Below are 20,763 nucleotides of genomic sequence, written 5' to 3' on the forward strand. Positions count from 1 at the left end.
AGGGGGTCTACTTCACGAAGGCCTTGCCGAGGCCCATGGCGCGTTCGACGATCATGATGACGGCGAGGGTCAGCAGGATGAGGAGCGCGGAGGCGGCGGCGACGAGCGGGTCGGCCTGGTTGTAGACGTAGTTGTAGAGTTCGACCGGCAGCGTGCTGATGCGCGGGCCGGTGAGGAACAGCGTGATCACCACCTCGTCGAAGGAAACGAGGAAGCAGAGTGCGGCCGCCGCGACGATGCCGGGCGTGAGCATGGGCACGGTGACGCGGAAGAACACGGTGAGCGGTTTAGCGCCCAATGTTCGCGCCGCCTCCTCGCAGGCGCGGTCCAGCGTGCTGAGCGACACCGCCAGCACCCGCAGCGCATAGGGCAGCGTCACCACCAGATGGGCGAAGACCAGGCCGTGCATCGTCGCAAGCAGCCCGAAGGAGGCGAAGACGATGAGGATGGCGAGGCCGAGCACGATGGTGGGCAAAAGCAGCGGCGCGGTGAAGAGGTTGAACAGCAGGTCACGGCCGGCGAAGGTGAGCCGGGTCATCACCCAGGCGGCGGGCACGGCAATGACGATCGACAGGGCGGTGACAATGGCCGCGAGCGACAGGCTCGTCCAGAAGGCCTGCAGCATCTGGCTGTTGGCAAACAGCGCCGAATACCAGCGCGTCGACCAGAAGGACGGCGGGAAGCGCAGCACCTGGTCGCCCGAAAAGGACAGCGGGAAGACGAGGATGACCGGCGCCAGCAGGTAGACGAAGAGCAGGAAGACGAGGATGCGCATCGGCCAGGAGGTCTTGTGGATTTCCATCATCTTTCCTCCTAGTCGAGACGCCGCAGCACGGCGGAGTAGGCCCACAGCGCCGCACCGAAGACGATGAGCACCAGGATCGACAGCGTCGAGGCGAGCGGCCAGTTGAGCGTGACGATCGCCTGGTCATAGATCTCCGTCGCCAGCAGGAACACCCGCCCGCCGCCCATCAGCTTGGGCGTGATGAAGGACGAGACGGCGAGCACGAAGCAGAGCAGGCAGCCGAGCGCGATGCCGGGCAGGGTCAGCGGCAGGATGACCTTCATGAAGGTGCGCGACGGGGTGGCGCCGAGCGTGCGCGCGGCCTCTTCCACCCGCGGATCGAGCCGGCCGAAACCCGCCATCAGCGCGAGGATCATGTAGGGCATCAGGATTTCCGTGAGGCCGATGAAGACGCCCTTGATGTTGAACATCAGGCTCGGCGCCGGCAGGCCGAGCGCCTTGATGGCGCCGACCACAGGGCCGTCGTCGACGAGGATGGCGATCCAGCCATAGGTGCGCACGACGGCCGAGGTCAGAAGCGGCGAGATGACCAGCACGGTGAGGAAGGTGCGCCAGGCGCCGGAGGCGCGGTGCAGGTAGAGCGCGATCGGATAGGAGACGACGAGCGTCGTCAGCGTGATCGCCAGGCTGATCCAGACCGAGTTGAACACCAGTTCGAGATAGAACGGATCGCTCAACAGCCCCGCCCAGTTCTCCCAGGTGAAGACGGCTTCGATGCCGCCGCCGACGCGCGACTTGTTGAAGGAATAACGCGCGAGATTCAGCACCGGCAGGATGAAGCCGATCGCGTTGATGAGCGCGATGGGCAGGAGCAGGAGGACGGCGAGTTCGCCGTCGCGCCATTGGCGGGGTGCCGCCGGCACGGGGGTGGTGGTGGGAACGGCGCTCATTGTTCGCCCGCCGGATAAACGAGCGTGTCTTCCGCCGACCAGCCGAGCGTCACCGTGTCGCCGACGGCAAGCGGGCTGCGGTCGCGCCGGGTCGCCTCTTCCACCACGACCTCGGCATCGCCGACGCGCACGGCATATTGCACGAGGTCGCCGATGAAGGTGATGCCGGAGACGGCGCCCTTTACCCGGTTGGCGGTCTCGGCGGCGGCGTCGATGCGGATGCGGTGCGGGCGCACGAGGATCTCGACGGCGCCGGGCGGCAGCGTGGTGGCGGAACGAAGCTGGTGGCCGGCGGCCGTCAGCGTGCCCTCGGCGGTGATCGCGCCCTTGAGGCGGTTGGTGCGGCCCACGAAATTGGCGACGAAGGCGGTGGCCGGGCGTTCATAGACCTCCGTCGGCGTGCCGAATTGCTCGACCCGCCCGCCGCGCATCACCACGACGCGATCGCACATCGACAGCGCCTCGACCTGGTCGTGCGTGACGAAGACGGCGGTGATGCCGCTTTGTTGTTGCAACGCGCGGATCTGCACGCGCATCTCGTCGCGCAGCTTCGCGTCGAGGTTCGAGAGCGGCTCGTCGAGGAGCAGGATCGACGGCTCGATGACGAGCGCGCGGGCAAGCGCCACGCGCTGCTGCTGGCCGCCGGACAGTTCCTTCGGCTTGCGGTGGGCGAGGTGGCCGAGCTGGACCATGTCCAGCGCCTGCGCCGCGCGGCTTTCCGCATCGCGCGAGGGGATGTTGCGCATCTGGAGGCCGAACGCGACGTTGCGCGTGACGTTCATGTGCGGAAACAGCGCATAGCTCTGGAACACCATGCCCATGTCGCGATCATGGATGGGAAGGCGCGTGATGTCGCGCCCTCCCACCATGATGCGGCCCCGGGAGGGTTTGTTGAGCCCGGCGATGATGCGCAGCGTCGTGGTCTTTCCGCATCCCGACGGGCCGAGGAAGGCGACCATCTCGCCCTTGCGGACCGAGAGGTCGAGCGCGGGGATGACGTTGACGGCGCCGAAGCTGACGCCGATCCCTTCCAGTCTGAGATGCTCTTCGGGTGCAGATGTCATCGGTTGCAGACCTCCATCAACGGCTGAGCGGGATGACGCGACGGCGCCACTGCTCGGTGATGGCATCGCGGATCTTGGCGACCTCGAGCCAGTTGATGTCGATCATCTTGTCCATCGCGCCGGCGGCGGTGCGGCTCAGCGCCTTTTCCGAGATGAGGGCGGCGGCCTTGGAATTGGTCGGCGCGTAGAACATCTGCTCGGTGAAGGCGGCCTGCGCCTCCGGGCTCAGCGCATAGTCGATGAATTTCTTGGCGCTGTCGCTGGCAGGACCGCCCTTGACGAGGCCGATCACGTTGATCTGGAAGCCGCTGCCTTCCTCCGGCAGCACGACGCCGAGCTTGCCGTCGGAAAGATCGGCATAGACCTGCGCGCGGGCATTCCAGCCGATGCCGATCGCCGCCGTGCCGCTGGAAATCGGCTGGTAGACGTCCGGCCGCGGCTCCCAGGTCTGCACGAGGGGGGCGAGTTCCGCCAGCCGGTTGATGCCGGCCTCGACGCTTTCGATGTAGTTGGTGCCGCCCGCCATCTTGTCGGTGAGGATGGTGAAGGTCGTGCCCTGGATGTCCGGCACGGCGGGAATGGAGACCTGCTTGGCATATTGCGCGTCCCACAGCGCATTCCACGAGGTCGGCACGGTCTTCACCTTGTCGGTGTTGTAGAGCAGGACGAGGTTGTCGAAGGTGACGCCGACGGCATTGACGCCTTCGGCCTTGGCCTGCGGGTAGAGGTCGGCCAGATGTTTCGTGACGCTCTCGTCCATCGGCGCGAAGATGCCCTCGTCGGTCGCGGCCTTGGCGACGGAGACGTCCATGATGGCGATGTCGATCTGCGGGGCGCTGGCCTGGGCGCGCAGCGTGCCGAGCATCTGGGCGGAGTTGGGCATGCCGTAGAATTCTATCGTGATGTCCGGATTGGCCTTCATGAAGGGCTCGACGACGGCCTTCACGTAGTTTTCCTGGAAGATGCCGGAATAGGCGGTGAGCACCACCGTGTCGGCCATCGCCACCGAAGTGGCGAGGGCCATGGCAAGCGCGGCAAGGCCGGCGCGGGTTGCGTGTCTGGTCTTGGTCATGAGTTTTCCTCCACTCTTGGACCGAATTGTTCCCGTGTCTTTATAGTCTTGGGCTGCCTCAGGCGGCCGAGGCTTCCACGATTTTCGTGGCGCCGGATATGTCGGGCAGCTTCTCGCCCTTGCGCAGGCGTTCGAGCAGCACGAGTTCGCTTTCCTGCATGGCAAGCGCCTTGTCGACCGCCCATTCCGCCTTGGACGGATCGAGCACCAGCACGCCGCTTTCATCCGCAATCACGGCGTCGCCCGGATTGACCGTCTGCCCGCCGACCGAGACCGGCACGTTGATCGCGCCTTCCAGCCCGAGGATCTTGGTGGTGATCGGCGAGGGGCCGCGGCACCACATGGGCAGGTCGACGCGGCGGATCTCGGAGAAATCCGTCGCCGGGCCATCGATGACCGCGCCGACGATGCCGCCGAGCTTCATCGAATGGGTGACCACGCCGCCCCAGCAGGCGTGCTTGTCATCACCGCAGCGGTCGACGACGATGAAGTCGCCCGGCCGCACCAGCTTGGTGAGATAGTGCAGGATGGTCGAATCCGCATGGGGCAGGCGCACGGTGACGGCCGTGCCGCCGACGCGCTTTTCCGGCAGGACCGCGCGCAGTTCCCGGTTCAGGAAACCCGAATGCAGGAAATGGCCGACGGTCGCGGTCTCGACCTTCTCCATCTTCGCGATGAGTGCCGGAGCGATCTGCTGCGGCATGGGGTTGACGATGAACATGGCTCTTTCCTTCACAGAACGTGATGCTGGGCGACGGGCACGTCGCGGCGCACGCTGCCGATGCGATCGAGGTCGAGGCGGGCCGAGGCGGCGCTGACGCCATCCGAGCACTGGGCGACCATGTGGCCCCAGGGATCGATGACCATGGAATGGCCCCAGCACCACTTCTTGCCGTCTGCGTGCGCTCCCGCCTGGCCGACCGCAACGAAATAGGTCTGGGTCTCGATGGCGCGGGCGCGGGCGAGCACTTCCCAATGGTCCTTGCCGGTCATCAGCGTGAAGGCGGCGGGAAGCACGATGACGTCGGCGCCCTTGTCGCGCAGTGCGCGGAACAGTTCCGGGAAGCGGATGTCGTAGCAGATGGCGCAGCCGACCGTGGTGTCGCCGACCTTGTAGGTCACCACGTCCTCGCCGCGCCCGATCGTGTCGGATTCGCGGTAGGAGACGCCGCCGGGCGTGTCGACGTCGAACAGGTGGATCTTGCGGTATTTTGCGATTTCCTTGCCCTCGGGGCCGAAGACCACGGTGGCGTTGTAGTGGCTGTTGCCGGCCTTCTCGACCATCGAGCCGGCATGCAGCGTCACGCCGAGTTCCTTGGCCAGCGCTGCGAAGCGCTGGTAGGTCGGGCCGTCCGGAAAGCTCTCGCCGCTGCCGTGCACCGCATCGCGGCCCTCGCCGAGAAAGGCGAAATATTCCGGCAGAACCACCAGGTCCGGCCCCTCGGCGGCCACCACGTCGCGCACCATGCGCTCGGCGTCGTCGAGGTTTTTCGCTTTGTCGGAACCGGAATTCATTTGCACAATACTGATCTTCATCGAAGTCCTCCAAGTCTCAGTCCGGGTATCGTCAGGCCAGAAGATTGGAATGACAAACGACAAAGAATTGTCGTCCCTGATAGAAAAAACTTGTGTGGACGCTCTTTAGGCCGAGATGCCGGTCGTGTCGAGCGAAGCCTCTCTGGCGATGACGGAAAGCATTGACGGGATTAGATTTTCCGGGTCGTCGGCATAGACCGCGTGGAGTTTCAGGGCCGGAAATTGCGGGGTGATCGACAGGCGCTCCACCACGCCTTCGGCGATCATCGGCACCACCATGGGCACCGGCAGCAGCGCCACGCCGATGCCGTCGCGGGCCAGCCGCAGCATGGCGGAGAGCGAATTGGAATTGGAAATGACCGGCGGCTGCACGCCCATTTCCTCGAACTGCCGCAGCAGCCAGATATGCGGCACGCTGTTGCGCGAGAAGGTCAGAACGGGGTGCTCGGCGAGGTCATGCAGGGTGAGTTCGCGCCCGCCGAGCCCGAAGGACGGCGTCGCCACCCAGGCGCATTCCATCGTGCCGAGATCGATGTTCTTGAGGCCGGGGGTGAGCACCGGGCCCATCAGCAGCGCGAGGTCGAGCCGGCGCTCGCTGATGTCCTTGCCGATCGCCAGCGACGTGTCGACGTTGAGATCGAGGCCAAGCGCAGGAAAGCGCTCCTTCACGCGCTCGATGAAATTGGGCAGCCAGGCATGCACGATGGAATCGATGGTGCCGATCGATACGGTGGCGCGCAGATGCTGTGGGCTGCCGATCGCCACCTTGAAGCTGGTCGCGGCCTTCAGCAGCTCCTCGGCCGGCTGCATGGCGCGCTGGCCGATGGTGGAGAGCCGCACGCCGCCCGGCACGCGCTCGAAGAGTTCGCAGCCCATTTCCGCTTCCAGGCTGGCGATGCGGTTGGAGACGGCGGCCTGGGTGGCGTTCAGCCGGTCGGCGGCGGCGCGAAAGCTGCCGAGCCGGGCCACCCAGACGAATGTTTCGACGAAACGCAGGTTCATGGCATGTCCCCCCGTTCCGTCGATACAGTCACAGCCGCGCGGTTTCCACGCGTTTTTTCGCTACTCGGCGGGTGTCGCGTTGAAATCGGCGCCGCGATCGGCGTCGAGGATCGCGTCGATGGCGATCAGCTCCGGCATCTTCAACCCCTTGGCGCCGCCGCGCGAGGCGAGCAGGTAGCCGAGATAGACGGCGCCGATGGCGAACATGATCGCCACATAGGACCAGGGTTTTGCAAACGAGGCATCGCGGAAGATCGCGAGCTCGAAGGCGAGCCAGGCGATGGCGAGCACCAGCACCGGCACCTCCCATTTGCCGAGCGAAAAACCCTGGCTCGGCGGAAGCTGGTGGCGCTTTGCGGCATACATCAGCACCGTCACCGCATAGATGATGGCCGGCAGCAGGGTGGCGGCGGAAAACAGCGAGAACAGGGCGTCCGTCTGCTGCGAGAACAGCGCCAGGATGATCTCGCCGATGGCGGCGACGAGGATGGTCGCATTGACCGGCGTGTGCAGCGTCGGGCTGATCTTGTGCCAGAGCTGCCAGCCCGGGAAGCGCTCGTCGCGCGACATGGCCCAGACGAGGCGCGTGCCGGAGAGAAGGATGACGAGGCCGCAGGAGAAGATGGAGATCACCACCAGCACCAAGAGGATATTGCCGACGACCGGGCCGAGCACGCGGGAGATGACGTCAGCAATGGGCGTGGCGGAGCTGCCGATCGCCGCCGGATCGCCGAGAAGCGCGGTAATGGCAATGAGGAACAGCATGCCGATGATGCCGAGGCTCAGCACCGCCTGCCACATGGCCTTCGGCACGACGCGCGCCGGCTCGCGGGTTTCTTCCGCAAGGTTGGCGGCGGATTCGAAGCCGACGATGGTGAAGGCGCCGAGCAGCGTGCCCATGATCCACGGGCCGACCTTTGTCAGTTCGCCAAAGCCGTAATAGCCCTCCGGCGAGATGGTGCCGGTGCTGACGAGGTTGGAGAAGTCCAGCTCGTTGTTGAGGTAGCCGGCGGCAAAAAGCAGCACGACGAGGCCGATCATGCCGACGAGCTGGATGGTGACGGCGACGGCGTTGAAGCGCTGGGTGAATTTCGTCGAGAACGCGATCATCACCGCCTGCACGACGATGACCAGGCTGGTGATCCACCAGGCATTCGTCGGCGTGCCCTCATAGCCGAACAGCACCGGCAGCACGGTGGAGGCGATGGTGTAATCCACCGCGCAGAGCACGATGGCGAGAAAGGTGAAGCTGATCCAGCCCATGATCCAGCCGAAGACCGGATTGGAGATGCGCGAGGCCCATTGGTAGACATAGCCCGTGACGGGAATGCGCGCGGACAGCGAGCCGAGGATGAAGGCGACCATCAGCTGGCCGACGACGACGACCGGCCAGGTCCAGATGCCCATCGGCCCTGACGTCGAGAGCATGGCGCCATAGGCGGTGAAGATGCCGGTGGCGATCGACACGAAGCCGAAGGCGACGGCGAAGGACTGGAAGGCGGTGACGTCGCGTTTCAGCGTGTCGTGCTCGCTTGCATGGTGTGTCGTGCTGTTCATGGTTCCCCTCCTGTTGAAAATTCAGTTCATGCCGGAAAGTCGCTTTCGGCCTCGCTCCAAAGGCTGACCCGCCGGCCGCGTTCCTTGAAGAACTCGATCTCGCGGGCAACGCCGGCACTTTCCGTCCAGCCCGGTTCGTCGATGACGATCAGCTCCTCCATCGCCGCCATGAAGAGCGCATCGACCGGCGCCCAGAGGCGGCCGATCGCCGCCTTGTCGAGATGGGCGAGCTGGCCGTTGATCGGGTGCGACATGGAGACCTGGCTGAACACGGCCGCCCCATTCGCCACGATGCGGGCGGCGACCGCGTTGGAAATGTCGAAGCGCCGTTCCACGACGGCTTTGTCCGCATGCCCGTAGGGGCACGCGAGGAAGATTTTTCGCATGTCTGGCTCCGTGAGATTTTAAGGCGTTGCTGGCGGCGTTACCGCCAGGCGCGCGCCCTTTCGATGGCTTTGGCGAACCGGGCATGGTCAGAGGCCCCGACCGTGCCGTCCGGCTTGAAGGTTTTTGCGGCGGTGCGTGCGCCGCGGACGTCGACGCCGGCGAGTTCCGCAAGGCCCAGCGCCGTCAGCTCGTGCATCGGCGCCACCGTGATCGCGCGGTTGCTGGCCGACGCCAGGAACTGGGCGAAGTAAGCGCTCTGCGACAGGCCGCCGTCGATGGAGATGCTCGGGCCGAGTTCGCCGACCTTGGCCGCCGCCTCGATCAGCCCAACCGTCAGCATGGCGATGCCCTCCAGCACCGCGCGCACCAGGTCGCGCCGGTCCGTCGCGTGGTCCATGCCGATGAAGAGGGGGGCGGCCTGGCGGTCCCAATAGGGTGCGGCAAGGCCGGACAGCGCCGGCACGAAGACGATGCCGCGGCTGAGCGCGGAGGGGCCTTCGAAGCTGCCGAGTTCCTCCATGGCCGAAAACAGGCCGATATCGCGCGCCCATTCCAGCGCGGACCCCGCATCATAGACGCCGCCCTCGATGGCGAAGGTCGGGCCTTCTCCGGTGCGGTGCCAGGCGATGGTGGGCAGGAGATCGGATTCCGCCGGGCGCCGGTCGCCGGCGATCGCCAGCAGGAAGGCGCCCGTGCCGAAGGTGATCTTGCAATCGCCCGGCTTGCGGCAATTATGCCCGAAGAGGGCCGCCTGCTGGTCGACGATCGAGACTTTTACCGGCGTACCGCCGATCGCGCCAAAACCGGCATCGACCGCGGCGATCTCCGGCAGGCACTGGCGCGGCACGCCGTGCAGCGCGCACATTTCCGCGCTCCAGGTGCCGGTGGCAAGGTCGATCAGGCCGGTGCGCGAGGCGGTGGCGAGGTCGGTGCGGAAGGTGCCGCAGAGCCGGTCGAGGAAGAAGGCGTCGGTGGTGCCGAGCCGCAGGCGGCCGGCTTCCAGCGCGGCTGCGACGGCGGGCAGGGTCTTCACCAGCCAGGACAGTTTGCTGGCGGAAAAATAGGGATCGAGCGGCAGGCCGCTCACCGCCTTGGAGCGCGCTTCCGCCTCCGGGGGCAGGGCGGCGAGCGCCTCCGCCGTGCGCGAATCCTGCCAGACGATGACGGGCGACAGCGGCTTGCCGGTCTCCGCATGCCAGGCAAGGCAGCTTTCGCCCTGGTTGGAAATGGCGATGGCATCGACCGACCCCGCACCCTCCAGCACTGCCTCGATATTGCGCAGCAGCTCTTCCGGATCGTGCTCCACCCAGCCGGACGCGGGGTGGTGCTGCGCATGGCGGCGCGTGCCGGCGACGCGCCAGGCGCCGCCATCCTCGATGACGAGGCAACGGGTGGATGTCGTGCCCTGGTCTATGGCGGCTACCCGCATCTAGTCTTCCTCCCTGAAACGAAAATGCACATGCTGCGCTTTTGGCGCATCCGGCGGAATGGGCACGAGGATGCGCCGCTCGGGCATCCAGAGGCCGCGCGCCTGCCAGACCTCGCGCCCGTCAAGCGTGAGCGAAAGCCGGCCGCGCACGCGCCGCAGCACGCGGAGCTGGAACTGCCGGAAGGCCGGGGCGGACGCGGTGCGGCGCAGGATATTCGGCACGACGAGTTTTATCGGCGCATCGAAGGTGACGGGCACCGGGGCGGCGTCCTCGGGGTCGCGTCCGGAATCCTCGGCGATGGCCCTGCCGATGGCGCGGCCCTCGCGATAGGCCCAGCCGCCGGTCTCCACCGCGCGCAGGACATTGCCGGCGGCGAACATACGCGGATCGAGCGAGCGGCCCTGCTGGTCGACGGCCGGCCCGGCGCTGCCCGGGTCGACGCCCAGCGCCGATTGCAGGAACAGCGCGGATTCCGGGGTGAACTGGCCGGTGAGCAGCACGCCGTCGCAGTCCAGCGTTTCGAGCTTTTCGGCGCGGCGGATGGTGACGGCCTCGACGCGGCCGCGGCCGAGAATATCGACGATCTCGGCGCCGCGGTGGAAAGGAATGCCCATCAGGCTCGGGAACCAGGCAAGCGGCGCGCGGGCGAGCGCATGGGCGCGCGGCTCGATCATCGCGACGGGCCTTGCGCCATGGCTGAGGCAGGTCAGCACCGCCGACAGCGAGACGAGCTCCGAGCCGACGATCAGCGGGCGGCGGAAGGGCAGGAGGCCGTGGAAGGCGAGATAGGATTGCAGCGTGCCCGTGGTCACGACGCCGATCGGCCGGTCGCCGGAGAGCAGCCGGGCGGAGCGCGGTTTTTCCCGCGCGCCCGTCGTGACGAGGATGCGTTCGGCTGTCAGCTTTTCCACGCCGGGGCCGGCGGTGACGAGCAGCGCACCCTCGCCAAGCTCCACCACCGAATGCCCGGTGCGGATATCGACGCCGGCCTTCTCCGCTTCCCGCGTCAGCTTGCGGCCATAGGCGGCGCCGAAATAGACGCGGCCGAATTCCAGCATGCCGAAGGGCGAATGCGCACAATGCCGCGTCGCCCCGCCCAGCGCCGGCTCGCGATCCAGCAGGATGACCCGCCGGCCCTGCCGCCGAAGCTCGATCGCCGCCGCCACGCCCGAAGGACCGCCGCCAACGACCAGCACATCCGCATCCGCCGCGCTCATCGGCCAGCCTCCGTGTCGATGGCGAGGGGCGTGGCGAGCTTGCCCTTGGTCATCTCGGCGAGCCGGGCATTGCAATAAAACCCCTGGCAGCGGCCCATGCCGGCGCGGGTGCGGCGGCGCAGGCCGCCGAAATCGCCGGGGGGCACGGGGCTCGAAAAGGTCGCCTCGATCTCGCGGCGCGTCACCAGCTCGCAGTGGCAGACGATCTCGCCATGGTCCGGCCGCTGCCAGTCGCGCTCGCGGCATTCGGCGAGGTTGGGCGTGGCGATGTCCGGCGCCTGCGCCGGCGGCGTGAAGGGGCCGGCGAAATCGGCGTGGAGCTTCAGCGCGTGCTGGGCGAGGCCGAGGGCGGAGCTGAGGCCCGTCGAGCGGATGCCGCCGAGCGTAATCGCCCGTTGGTCCGGCCGCGCGAAGACGCGGTAGCCCTTCTCTTCGCTGGCGGGCCTGAGCCCGGCATAAAGCGCGGTGACGGGCATGCCGGCGAGTGCCGGCACGATCTCGGCCGCACGCGCAACGAGGGCTTCGAGCGTCTGGGTCTCGACGGTGGCGCGCACCCGGTCCTCCTGCTCTTCCGCCGTCGGGCCGACGAGCACATTGCCGAAGGCCGTGGGACAGACGACGATGCCCTTGGTCACTTCCGTGGGCACGGGCAGGATGATGCGTGGTACATGGCGCGCCGCCGCCTTGTCGAGCACGACGAACTGGCCCTTGCGCGGCTTGATGCGGAAGCCGGGGGTGAAGCCGAGGCGGGTATCGACGACATCGCCATAAAGCCCCGCCGTGTTGATCACGGTGTCGGCAAGGATCTCGCCCGCCGTCGTCTCCAGACGCCAGCTACCATCGAACGTGCCCTTGATCAGCTCCGCCCCGCGCAAAAACCGCGCGCCGAGCGCCACGGCCTGGGTGAGATAGGCGAGCGGCGCCGACCATGGGTCGATGATGTGTTCGCCCGGCACTTCGAGGGCCGCGACGAGCCGGTCGGAAAGCGACGGCATGGCCGCGCGGGCCTCGTCGCCCGAGCGCAGCACCACGTCCGTCGTGCCGTTTTCGCGCGCCTGCCGTTCGATGCCGGCGAGTTTTTCCGCCTCCAGGGCGTTCCAGGCGCAGACATAGGCGCCGGTCGTCACCAAAGCGAGGTTCAGGCTGTGCCTGATCTCCAGATATTCCTGCCGGCCGGCGCGCACCAGCTCCAGTTCGAGGCTGCCGGGCGGGGCGTCGAAGCCGGTGTGCAGGATGGCGCTGTTGGCCTTGGAGGCGCCCGACAAGATATCGGCGCCCTTCTCGATCAGGATCACCTTGGCGCCGGCAAGCGCGAACCGCCGGGCGACCGCACAGCCGACGACGCCCGCGCCGATGATGGCGACATCGTAGGTCTCCCCGGTCTGCGGCTGGCGTAGCACAGCATTCTCTCCCGTTCGGTCACATTATGACTGAACGGTATAAACTAAATGACCGAATGTAAAGCGGGATGGCAGAGTGTAACGGCCGGAAGACCCTTGCAAGGCATGCGAAAGCACGATTTTGCGGGCGAGGCGAAATACGTCGAAATGACTGAACGGTCGGAATTCAGTCATTGACTTGACCGAACCGCAGGATACAACGGAAGAAATTCTGCAAATCGCGCGAATTCCTGCGCGAATCTGTGCTTGCAAGGGGGCGCCGTGAGGCCGGCCGATCGCCACGAAAAAATTGTGAAGCTCGTGCACAAGGCGGGGGAGGTGAGCGTCGACGACCTCGCCCAGACGCTCGGCGCCTCGCGCGAGACGATCCGCCGCGACCTCGCCAATCTCGATGCGATGGGCCGCCTGAAGAAGTTCCACGGCGGTGCGCGCGTGCGCTCCAACACCGCGGTGGAGCCGGCGGTGGAGGGGCCTTTCGCGCTGCGCATGGCGGAAAACCTGCCGGCCAAGCGCCGCATCGCGCATGCCGCGGCCAGCCTGCTTGCCCCCGGCGACGCCGTCTTCATCGACACGGGCACGACGACGCTGATCCTCGCCGAGGCGCTGGTCGACCTGCCGGCGCTGGTCGTCGTCACCAATTCCTGGCGCATCGCCGCCACGCTGTCGGCCAACCCCGACCACAAGGTGTTCCTGATCGGCGGCGCCTATGGCGCGGATGCGGGCGAATCGCTCGGCCAGTTCGCGGTGGAGCAGATCCGCAAATTCCGCGCCCGCCACGCCTTCCTCACCGTTGGCGCGGTGGACGAACATGCGGTGATGGATTTCGACGCCGAGGTGACGGAGGTGGCGCAGACCATGATCGAGCGCGTCGACAGCGTCACGGTGCTGGCAGATGCCTCGAAATTCGGCAAGCGCGGCATTTTCGAGGTCGCCCCCTGGGGCAATATCGACCGCCTCGTCACCGACGAGGCCCCGCCCGCCGCGATTGCGGAGGCGCTGAAGGGCGCGGGCACCGAGATCGTCGTCGCCTAGATCAGCCCGACGATTTGATGCGGGTCGCCCGCTATTCCTTCGCCGAATCCCGCCAGGCGCGCTCGAAGGGCAGGCGCCAGGCATGCGGCGCGATGAGCTGGTGGATCGATTTCGGCCCCCAGCCGCCCTGGTCGTAGAGCCGTACCGGCGGCGGGTTGTCGAGCAGCGGCTGGGAGACCTCCCAGAGCCGCTCGATGCCCTCGGCGGTGGTGAACAGCGTGTGGTCGCCGCGCATGGCATCCAGGATCAGCCGCTCATAGGCCTCCAGCACTTCGCCGATCAGGCCGGTTTCGCTCATGGCGAATTGCAGCGACAGCTTGTCCAGCCGGAAGCCGGGGCCGGGGCGCTTGCCATAGAAGGACAGCGAGACCTTGGAGGCGTCCGCAAGGTCGAAGGTGAGATGGTCCGGCCCCTGCGCGCCGACGCCGGAGCCCGCCGGGAACATGGATTTCGGCGGTTCGCGGAAGGCGATCGAGATGATGCGCTGCCCTTCGGCAAGGCGTTTTCCCGTGCGCAGGAAGAAGGGCACGCCGGCCCAGCGCCAGTTGTCGATGGCGCATTTGAGCGCGATGAACGTGTCGGTGTCGCTCTCCGGGTCCACGCCCGGCTCCTTGCGGTAGCCGATATATTGGCCGCGCACCACGTCGCGCGGCTCGATCGGCAGCATGGAGCGGAACACCTTGTTCTTCTCCTCCGAGATCGGCGCCGGCTCCAGCGCGGTCGGCGGTTCCATCGCCATGAAGGCGAGGATCTGGAAGAGATGCGTCACGACCATGTCGCGATAGGCGCCGGTGGTCTCGTAGAAGGCGGCGCGGGTCGCAAGGCCGAGCGTTTCCGGCACGTCGATCTGCACATGGTCGATGAAATTGCGGTTCCAGATCGGCTCGAACAGGCCGTTGCCGAAGCGGAAGGCCAGGATGTTCTGCGCCGGCTCCTTGCCGAGAAAATGGTCGATGCGGAAGATTTGCTTCTCGTCGAAGACCTCGTGCAGCTTCTTGTTCAGCTCCACGGCGCTGGCGAGGTCCGTGCCGAAGGGCTTTTCCATGATGATGCGGCAGCGCTCCACCAGTTGCGCCTCGGCGAGAAGCTGCACGGCCGGAAGGGCTGCCTTCGGCGGCACGGACAGGTAGTGCACGCGCCGCGTCTCCGGCCCCAGCGCCTCTTCCGCCCGCTCCACGGCCGCCTTCAGCGCGCCCGCGCCGGCATTGAGCGGCACATAGTCGAGCGAGGCGGCGAAGGCCTCCCATTCGGCCTCGGTGAACTTGCGGGTCAGGAACTTGTCCAGCGATTCGCGGGCGATGGTGCGGAAGCTGTCCGCATTGATATCGTCGAGCGAGACGCCGACGATGCGGCAGCCCGGAATGAAGCCGGCATTGATGAGGTGGAACAGCCCCGGCAGCAGCTTGCGCCGGGAAAGATCGCCCGTCGCACCGAACAGCACGACGACCTGTGGAAAGCCGGGACCGACCCGGGTGGAATTCTTGCGCAAAGTGCCCGTCCCCAACTCTTGCCTGATGCTCTCGGCACCAGACGCGACCACGCCCGGCCTGCGCCGTCGCGAAGCAGTCGTCTTCGTGCCTGAGGCCACAACAAACCCTCACCGATTTCAGGTGGAGTAGACGCATGGATTGGCAAGCCGATCAAGGGGGTATCGAAGCCGGCGGGTGCCGGCTCCGACTGCGTTTGTTCGTTACATCGCCGGCAGCACCGCGATGTCGCGCAGCTCGCTGTCGACGCCGCTGATATCACCGACTTTCGTTGCGGCGCCGGTCTCCAGGTTGACGGTGTAGAGCGTCTTGCCGGCGGCGAGGAAGGCGGTGTTCTTGCCGTCTTCCGTTGCCTGGATGTCGAGGGCGTAGGCGGCCGGCATCGGCTCGATGCCGAGCTTGCCGATCGCCTTCAGCGTGCCGTCGTTCGGCTTGGTCTGCTGGATGAGCGCGCCGATCGTGGCATCGAGATTGTACATCGCCGTCTTCTCCGGCTTGCCGAAGGAATTGGTATAGGCGGCGGCGACGATGTTCGGGGTCTCGCCCTTGTGCATGTCGCCCTCCTCGTAGGCGAGCGTGCCGTCCACCGTGACGGCGCCGGTATCCGGGTGGACGCGGTGGTTGGTCGTGCCGGTCATGAAGCGCAGGCGATCGGCCATCGGGTTGAAATCGACGACGACCGGCGCTTCGGACAGATCGAGCATCTTGTCCATCTTCGCGACGTCGGTTGCCGTGCCGCTCTCCAGATCGATCGAGACGATGCGGTGGTCCGTGGTGACGCCGATGACGGTCTTGTTGCCGGGGCGGAAATCGATGCCGAGGAGCTTGTCGACGCCGCCGACCTCCATGGTTTTAGAGACGGCGGGCTTTTCCGTGTCGAACAGCACGAGCGTCTTGTCGCCGGCAAGGCCGAGGACGGGTGCGGCAGACGCCGTGGTGGCGAGAAGGCCGATGGCGAGGGAGGCGGTGAGGGCGTGGAAGTGCTTGGTCATGTCGTTCTCCGGTGCTTTTGGCGTTAGAGAGAGGAAATGCTCTCCATTCGAAGACACATGGCGGGTGGCCTTTGGATGCAGCGTGCAAAAAAATATTTGCACGCTGCATCCAGCAGGGCTGTCCGGGTGTCTTCCTGTCACCAATGCCGGAGAGATGACTGGACGAAATCATGCGGATGATGGCAATTGCTTTTCAGGAAACCGCGGCCGACTGCAATGTTCGACGGAAAGAGGGTGGCTTGGCTTTTAGACCTGACGATCCGGACGAACTGGAAGCCGCAGTACTTGCCTGCGCCAGGGGAGAGCGAAGCGGGCTCCGCGTGATCTTCGATCGCGAAAGCGGCCGGCTGGTCGCCGTCGCCCAGCGCATCGTGCGCCGGCGCGAGCTTGCGGAAGAGGTCGTGCAGGAGGCCTTCATCCGCATCTGGACCCATGCGCATCAATATTCGCGGGAGAGGGGTTCGGCGCGCGGCTGGATCTATGCCATCGTCCGCAACCGCGCGCTCAACCTGCTGCGCGACGGCGGGCGCGAGGAGGCGGTCGACGACATCGAGGCGCTGCAGGACCGCGACCATGCCAGCGAGGTCATGGCGGCCTGGCAGATGCTCGACCGCGACAGCCGCCTGCGCGAATGCCTCGACGGGCTGGAGGAAACGCGGCGCAGCGGCATTCTCATGGCCTATGTGGGCGGCTACACCCACGGCGAAATCGCCGGGCGCCTGCGCCTGCCGCTGGGCACGACCAAGTCGTGGATACGGCGCGGCCTTTCGGCGTTGAGGGAGTGCATGTCATGACCGGCGGCAGAGAGGACGTGCTTTCGCTTGCGGACGAATATGTGCTGGGCCTGCTGGATGCCGGCGAGGCGGCGGCCGTCGATGCCCGCATCGAGCACGATGCGGCCTTGCGCGCGGCGGTCGCGGCCAGCCGCGAGCGCTTCCTGCCGCTCGACACCCAGCTTGCGCCGGCCGCGGTCGACGATGGCCTGTGGCGCAGGATCGAGGCGAACTTGCCGGCGCGCGGGGAGTCTCCTCCGGTTGCCGCCCCGGCAAATGACAACAGGCGCTCCGGCTGGCGGCTGGCGGCGCTTTCCTCCCTTGCCGCCACGCTGCTCCTGGCGGCGGGTCTCGTCTGGAGCCTCGGCCGTACGGTCGAGCCGGTGGTGATCGCCGTCCTGCTCAACGAGGCCGGCGAGGTGCAGGCGGTCGTCGAGGACTTCGGCAACGACACGGCCAATGTGCGCCTGCTCAGCGCCTTAGAGGTGCCGGCCGACAAGACCATTGAGGTCTGGACGCTCCCCTCGCGCGAGCTGGGCCCCGTTTCGCTCGGCCTTCTGGACGGCAGCCGGTCCGCCCGGCTGGAAGGGCCGACATTGCCCGATCCGAACGAAGACCAGCTCTACGAGCTGACGCTCGAACAGGCGGGCGGCTCCACGTCAGGCCGTCCCACCGGGCCGATCCTCGCCAAGGGCTTTGCCAAGGCGGTGCACTAACGCGCACCGCGCTCAGGGTGAGGCGATGTTGCGCGGCGACAGTGCGACGCGGCGCTCCCAGATGACGAGGACCATGCTGGCGGCGACGATGAGGAAGGCGCCGATGAAGACGTTGAGGGCCGGGATTTCCGCCCAGATGGCATAGCCGTAGACGAAGGCCCAGATCAGGCCGGTATATTCGACGGGCGCCAGCGCGGAGGCGGGGGCATAGCGAAAACCCTCGTAGAGCAGGAACTGCCCGAGCGTCGCCACGAGGCCGAGCGCGAACATCAGCATCCACCCTTCCGCATCGGGCGTCTTCCACATCCAGGGGAAGGTGGCCGCACAGGCGATGCCGAAGAGCAGGCTTGTCGCGAACATCTGCGTGAGCGTGCTCTCGCTGCGGCTGACGAGGCGGATGAGGATGGTGCTCCAGGCCCAGCAGAAGCCCGCGACGAGGCACATGGCCGCGGGGATGAGGTTGGGCGAATGGGACGGGTTGGCCGCGATGATGACGCCGACGAAACCGCCGACGCAGGCGATCCAGCGTCCGGCGCCCACGGCCTCCTTGAGCACGAGGATCGACAGGAAGACCGTGATGATCGGCGCGGAGAAATAGAGCGTGGTGAGTTCCGCAAGACCCAGATAGCGCGCGGCATTGTAGTAGAGCAGCCAGGCGACGAGCATCAGCGCGGCGCGCAGCACGACGGTGCCGCGATAGGGGCTCTTGAGGATCGAGGGATGGCGGTAGACGCGGATCAGCACGCCGGAGACCAGCACGATGACGAGGCTGCGCACGAACAGGATCTGCGGAACCTCATAGGTCGCCACCATCCATTTCACCAGCGCATCCTGCATGGCGAAACAGGCATAGCCGGCCGAGGCCAGCGCAATGCCGGCCAGCGGTTTCGTGTCGATCAGTCCGGAACTCATGATGGCCTCAAGATGTCATGCCTTTTCGCCCGTCAAAGCCCAGGGCCTGGCCGAATGGCGCTTCCATCGCTGAAGCGCGCCAGCCGGAAACGGTGGAGACGATGGCCGGGATCGTTGCCCTGGATGAGATCCGCGACGACGCGCCCGATGCCCGGCCCGATGCCGAAACCATGGCCGCTCATGCCGGTCGCCACGAAGAGGCCGTCGATGGCCTGCGCGCGGTCCACGATGGGCACGACATCCGGCATGGCATCGATCATGCCCGCCCAGGTCGTCCGCAGCGAAACCGGCCCGATCTGCGGGAAAAGCGCCTGGAAGTCGCGCTCGATCGCGTAGAGGCGGGCGTTTTCGGGCGCGGGATCGAGCACCCGCATCGCCTCGAAGGGGCTCGGACCGTCCGGCGTCCAGTCGCGCGGCGTCGTCCAGCCGTCGGGAAACGCCGCCGGCGCGGCGAGGCGATAGCGCATGCCCAGCGGGTTGGCCCGCAGGACGGGAAAATATTTTGGCGCGTGGCGGAAGGCATCCGGGCCAAGCGAGAGCTGGCTGCTGCCGCCGGGGGCGAGCGTATATCCGCCATCCTGCCGGCGCCGGAAGGCGATTTGCGCATCGGCCGCCGCACCCGCATGGATCTCCGGCAGCGGCCCGGTGGCGGCCACGGTGGCCCGCACGCTGAGCTGCGGAATGGAAATGCCGTGTTTGCGCAGGAAGAGCGACGACCACGCGCCACCCGCGACCAGCACGCTGGAGGTGGCGATGAGGCCCGCCTCCGTCCACACGCCGCTGACCCGGCCGGCCGAAAGCTCCAGCGCCCGTGCGGCGCAGTTTTCCACGATCTTCACGCCATGGCGCACGGCAAGGCGGGCGAGCGCCGGCACGGCGAGCCACGGCTCGGCGCGCATGTCGGAGGGCGTGACCATCGCGCCGGCATAGCGGCGTGCGGCGCCCTCGAAGAGGCTGGCGGTCTCGTCCCCATCGATGAGGCGGGTGTCGAGGTCGTGCTCGGCGGCGATCTTCATGAAGGCGTCGAAGCCGGCGAGGTCCTTTTGCGACCGGGCGAGATAGGTCACGCCTGTCTGGTTCAGGCCGATATCCTCGCCGCTTTCCTCGGCCAGCGCCCGCCAAAGGCGGCAGGCCTCGATGACGATCGGAAGCTCGTCCGCATCGCGGCCCTGCTTGCGGATCCAGCCCCAGTTCCGCGAGGACTGCTCGGCGGCGATGCGTCCCTTTTCCACCAGCGTGACGGAGATGTTGCGCTTGGCCAGGAAGAGCGCGGTGGTGACGCCGATGACGCCGCCGCCGATGATGACCACATCGGATGCCTGCGGCGGCGGCCCAGGATAGCGGATGGGATCGGCCAGGGAGAAGGGGAAGGTGAGCACGGGATGCATTCTGGGGCAGGAGAGTCGCTGCCTTGGCAGTACCAGATAAACCGCCGCCAAACTACTGGCTTCCACGCGCAATCATGCCCCGGAATATCGGTCACGGGAGGGTAAGAACCGGCTCAGCGGCCTTGCAGGAGCGCGATGTCGCGGATCGGCGGATTGCCGAACAGCCGCCTGTATTCGCGGCTGAACTGGGTGACGCTTTCATAGCCGACGCGGAACGCCGTGGTGCCGGCATCGAGCCGCTCGGTGAGGAGAAGGCGGCGCGCCTCGTGCAGCCGGATCTGTTTCTGGTACTGCAACGGGCTCATGCGCGTGATGGCGTTGAAATGGTGGTAGAAGGTCGACACGCCCATGCCGGCCATGTCCGCCAGAACCTCGATCGAGGCCGGTTCGGCATAATGCGCGCGCAGCCAGCTTATGATTGTCGCGATCCGGTTGTGCTGCGTGCCGTGCCGCGCGATCTGGCGAAGCTGGCCGCCCGCTGGTCCCACCAGCAGGTGGTAGATCACCTCGCGCAGCACCATGCGGCCGAGGATGGGGATGTCGCGCGGCACATCCGCAAGGGCCGCCAGGCGCAGGATCGCGTCGAGCAGGCCGGCCGTGACCATGCCGATCGTCATGCCGGTGCCGGCATCGCTCGTGGCAATGCCCTCCAGGTCGATCTCGGCGCCGACCGCCTGCACCGCCGCAAGGTCGAGCTTCAGCATGAGCGACAGGAAGGGATGCGCCTCGCTGCCGTCGAGCACCTGCGCGATGGTCGGCAGGTCGACGGAGGTCAGCATGAACCGGCAGGCGTCGTATTCGTAGACATTCGCGCCGACCATCACCCGCTTTCGCCCCTGCACGACGAGCGAGAGGCTCGGCTCGTAGAAGGCCGATGCCGGATCGCAGGCCGAGCCGCGGCGATAGAAGGACAGGCCGGGAACGGCGGACTGGCGGTCGTCCGCGCCGGCGAGATCGTGCAGGATACGGTCGGCCAGCCGGGCGCGCGCGATCGCCCTCTCGTCGGGATGGCCGGCCGGGCTGTGTTTCTTGTCGTCGGGGCGCAACATGACGGGCAGAGTAGCGTCGCACCCGCCCGGCAGCAAGCGGCCGGGCGGCGGGCA

At 66.8% G+C, this 20,763-nt stretch carries 20 protein-coding genes; 3 read left to right on the plus strand and 17 right to left on the minus strand.

What is annotated here, in order from left to right:
- Positions 1 to 7 precede the first annotated feature (7 nt).
- From AC1Q6Z_RS26310 to AC1Q6Z_RS26365, 12 genes are all read right to left on the minus strand, one after another.
- Positions 8 to 802 (minus strand): ABC transporter permease, encoded by a 795-nt coding sequence (locus tag AC1Q6Z_RS26310; RefSeq protein ID WP_492649883.1) that lies wholly within the window; start codon positions 800 to 802, stop codon positions 8 to 10.
- Positions 803 to 813: 11 nt separating this feature from the next.
- Complete coding sequence (locus AC1Q6Z_RS26315) at positions 814 to 1,695, minus strand: ABC transporter permease (RefSeq protein ID WP_256119150.1); 882 nt, start codon at positions 1,693 to 1,695, stop codon at positions 814 to 816.
- Positions 1,692 to 2,759, minus strand: coding sequence for an ABC transporter ATP-binding protein (locus AC1Q6Z_RS26320; RefSeq protein WP_492649824.1), 1,068 nt, complete (start codon positions 2,757 to 2,759; stop codon positions 1,692 to 1,694). Before AC1Q6Z_RS26320 ends, AC1Q6Z_RS26315 begins: the two co-directional genes overlap by 4 nt.
- 16 nt (positions 2,760 to 2,775) lie before the next feature.
- Positions 2,776 to 3,831: an ABC transporter substrate-binding protein gene (locus AC1Q6Z_RS26325; protein WP_492649825.1), complete on the minus strand. Its 1,056-nt coding sequence runs from the start codon at positions 3,829 to 3,831 to the stop codon at positions 2,776 to 2,778.
- Positions 3,832 to 3,889: 58 nt separating this feature from the next.
- Entirely contained in the window at positions 3,890 to 4,552 is a 663-nt protein-coding gene (locus AC1Q6Z_RS26330) for an RraA family protein (protein ID WP_439617309.1), read from the minus strand.
- An 11-nt stretch (positions 4,553 to 4,563) separates the two neighbouring features.
- A complete protein-coding gene (locus AC1Q6Z_RS26335; protein ID WP_439629455.1) occupies positions 4,564 to 5,367 on the minus strand; it encodes a carbon-nitrogen hydrolase family protein in 804 nt (267 codons plus the stop codon).
- Between the two features lie 105 nt (positions 5,368 to 5,472).
- Positions 5,473 to 6,369, minus strand: a complete 897-nt coding sequence (locus tag AC1Q6Z_RS26340; RefSeq protein ID WP_256119155.1) for a LysR family transcriptional regulator — start codon at positions 6,367 to 6,369, stop codon at positions 5,473 to 5,475.
- Positions 6,370 to 6,429: 60 nt separating this feature from the next.
- The gene (locus AC1Q6Z_RS26345) at positions 6,430 to 7,926 is read right to left on the minus strand and encodes an amino acid permease (RefSeq protein ID WP_256119156.1); all 1,497 of its coding nucleotides are present in this window, start codon (positions 7,924 to 7,926) and stop codon (positions 6,430 to 6,432) included.
- Between the two features lie 26 nt (positions 7,927 to 7,952).
- Positions 7,953 to 8,312, minus strand: coding sequence for a DUF1937 family protein (locus tag AC1Q6Z_RS26350; RefSeq protein WP_492649826.1), 360 nt, complete (start codon positions 8,310 to 8,312; stop codon positions 7,953 to 7,955).
- Positions 8,313 to 8,350: 38 nt separating this feature from the next.
- A complete protein-coding gene (locus AC1Q6Z_RS26355; RefSeq protein WP_492649827.1) occupies positions 8,351 to 9,742 on the minus strand; it encodes an FGGY family carbohydrate kinase in 1,392 nt (463 codons plus the stop codon).
- Positions 9,743 to 10,960: an NAD(P)/FAD-dependent oxidoreductase gene (locus tag AC1Q6Z_RS26360; protein WP_492649828.1), complete on the minus strand. Its 1,218-nt coding sequence runs from the start codon at positions 10,958 to 10,960 to the stop codon at positions 9,743 to 9,745.
- The gene (locus AC1Q6Z_RS26365) at positions 10,957 to 12,360 is read right to left on the minus strand and encodes an NAD(P)/FAD-dependent oxidoreductase (RefSeq protein ID WP_492649829.1); all 1,404 of its coding nucleotides are present in this window, start codon (positions 12,358 to 12,360) and stop codon (positions 10,957 to 10,959) included. The genes AC1Q6Z_RS26360 and AC1Q6Z_RS26365 overlap by 4 nt, the downstream gene beginning before the upstream one ends.
- A 261-nt stretch (positions 12,361 to 12,621) precedes the next feature.
- Here AC1Q6Z_RS26365 and AC1Q6Z_RS26370 point away from each other — a divergent pair, with 261 nt between their 5' ends.
- Complete coding sequence (locus tag AC1Q6Z_RS26370; protein ID WP_256119161.1) at positions 12,622 to 13,392, plus strand: DeoR/GlpR family DNA-binding transcription regulator; 771 nt, start codon at positions 12,622 to 12,624, stop codon at positions 13,390 to 13,392.
- A gap of 31 nt (positions 13,393 to 13,423) precedes the next feature.
- On the opposite strand, the gene zwf is transcribed toward AC1Q6Z_RS26370, so the two are convergent.
- Both zwf and AC1Q6Z_RS26380 read right to left on the minus strand, forming a co-directional pair.
- Positions 13,424 to 14,881 (minus strand): glucose-6-phosphate dehydrogenase, encoded by a 1,458-nt coding sequence (zwf, locus tag AC1Q6Z_RS26375; RefSeq protein WP_492649830.1) that lies wholly within the window; start codon positions 14,879 to 14,881, stop codon positions 13,424 to 13,426.
- Positions 14,882 to 15,082: 201 nt separating this feature from the next.
- Complete coding sequence (locus AC1Q6Z_RS26380) at positions 15,083 to 15,871, minus strand: DUF4394 domain-containing protein (protein WP_492649831.1); 789 nt, start codon at positions 15,869 to 15,871, stop codon at positions 15,083 to 15,085.
- A 239-nt stretch (positions 15,872 to 16,110) separates the two neighbouring features.
- Between AC1Q6Z_RS26380 and AC1Q6Z_RS26385 the strand changes: the two genes are divergently transcribed.
- Together AC1Q6Z_RS26385 and AC1Q6Z_RS26390 are read left to right on the plus strand one after the other, a co-directional pair.
- Complete coding sequence (locus AC1Q6Z_RS26385) at positions 16,111 to 16,665, plus strand: sigma-70 family RNA polymerase sigma factor (protein ID WP_069062361.1); 555 nt, start codon at positions 16,111 to 16,113, stop codon at positions 16,663 to 16,665.
- The gene (locus tag AC1Q6Z_RS26390; RefSeq protein WP_492649832.1) at positions 16,662 to 17,360 is read left to right on the plus strand and encodes an anti-sigma factor; all 699 of its coding nucleotides are present in this window, start codon (positions 16,662 to 16,664) and stop codon (positions 17,358 to 17,360) included. Before AC1Q6Z_RS26385 ends, AC1Q6Z_RS26390 begins: the two co-directional genes overlap by 4 nt.
- 12 nt (positions 17,361 to 17,372) lie before the next feature.
- Here the strand turns inward: AC1Q6Z_RS26390 and AC1Q6Z_RS26395 are convergent, their stop codons facing one another.
- The 3 genes from AC1Q6Z_RS26395 to AC1Q6Z_RS26405 all read right to left on the minus strand — a co-directional run bounded on the left by AC1Q6Z_RS26395 (position 17,373) and on the right by AC1Q6Z_RS26405 (position 20,709).
- Entirely contained in the window at positions 17,373 to 18,272 is a 900-nt protein-coding gene (locus AC1Q6Z_RS26395) for a DMT family transporter (protein ID WP_256119166.1), read from the minus strand.
- A 32-nt stretch (positions 18,273 to 18,304) separates the two neighbouring features.
- Entirely contained in the window at positions 18,305 to 19,651 is a 1,347-nt protein-coding gene (locus AC1Q6Z_RS26400) for an NAD(P)/FAD-dependent oxidoreductase (protein WP_492649833.1), read from the minus strand.
- Positions 19,652 to 19,773: 122 nt separating this feature from the next.
- A complete protein-coding gene (locus AC1Q6Z_RS26405; RefSeq protein WP_492649834.1) occupies positions 19,774 to 20,709 on the minus strand; it encodes an AraC family transcriptional regulator in 936 nt (311 codons plus the stop codon).
- Positions 20,710 to 20,763 lie beyond the last annotated feature (54 nt).

Source organism: Shinella sp. GW835-FHT14H05 (assembly GCF_058793575.1).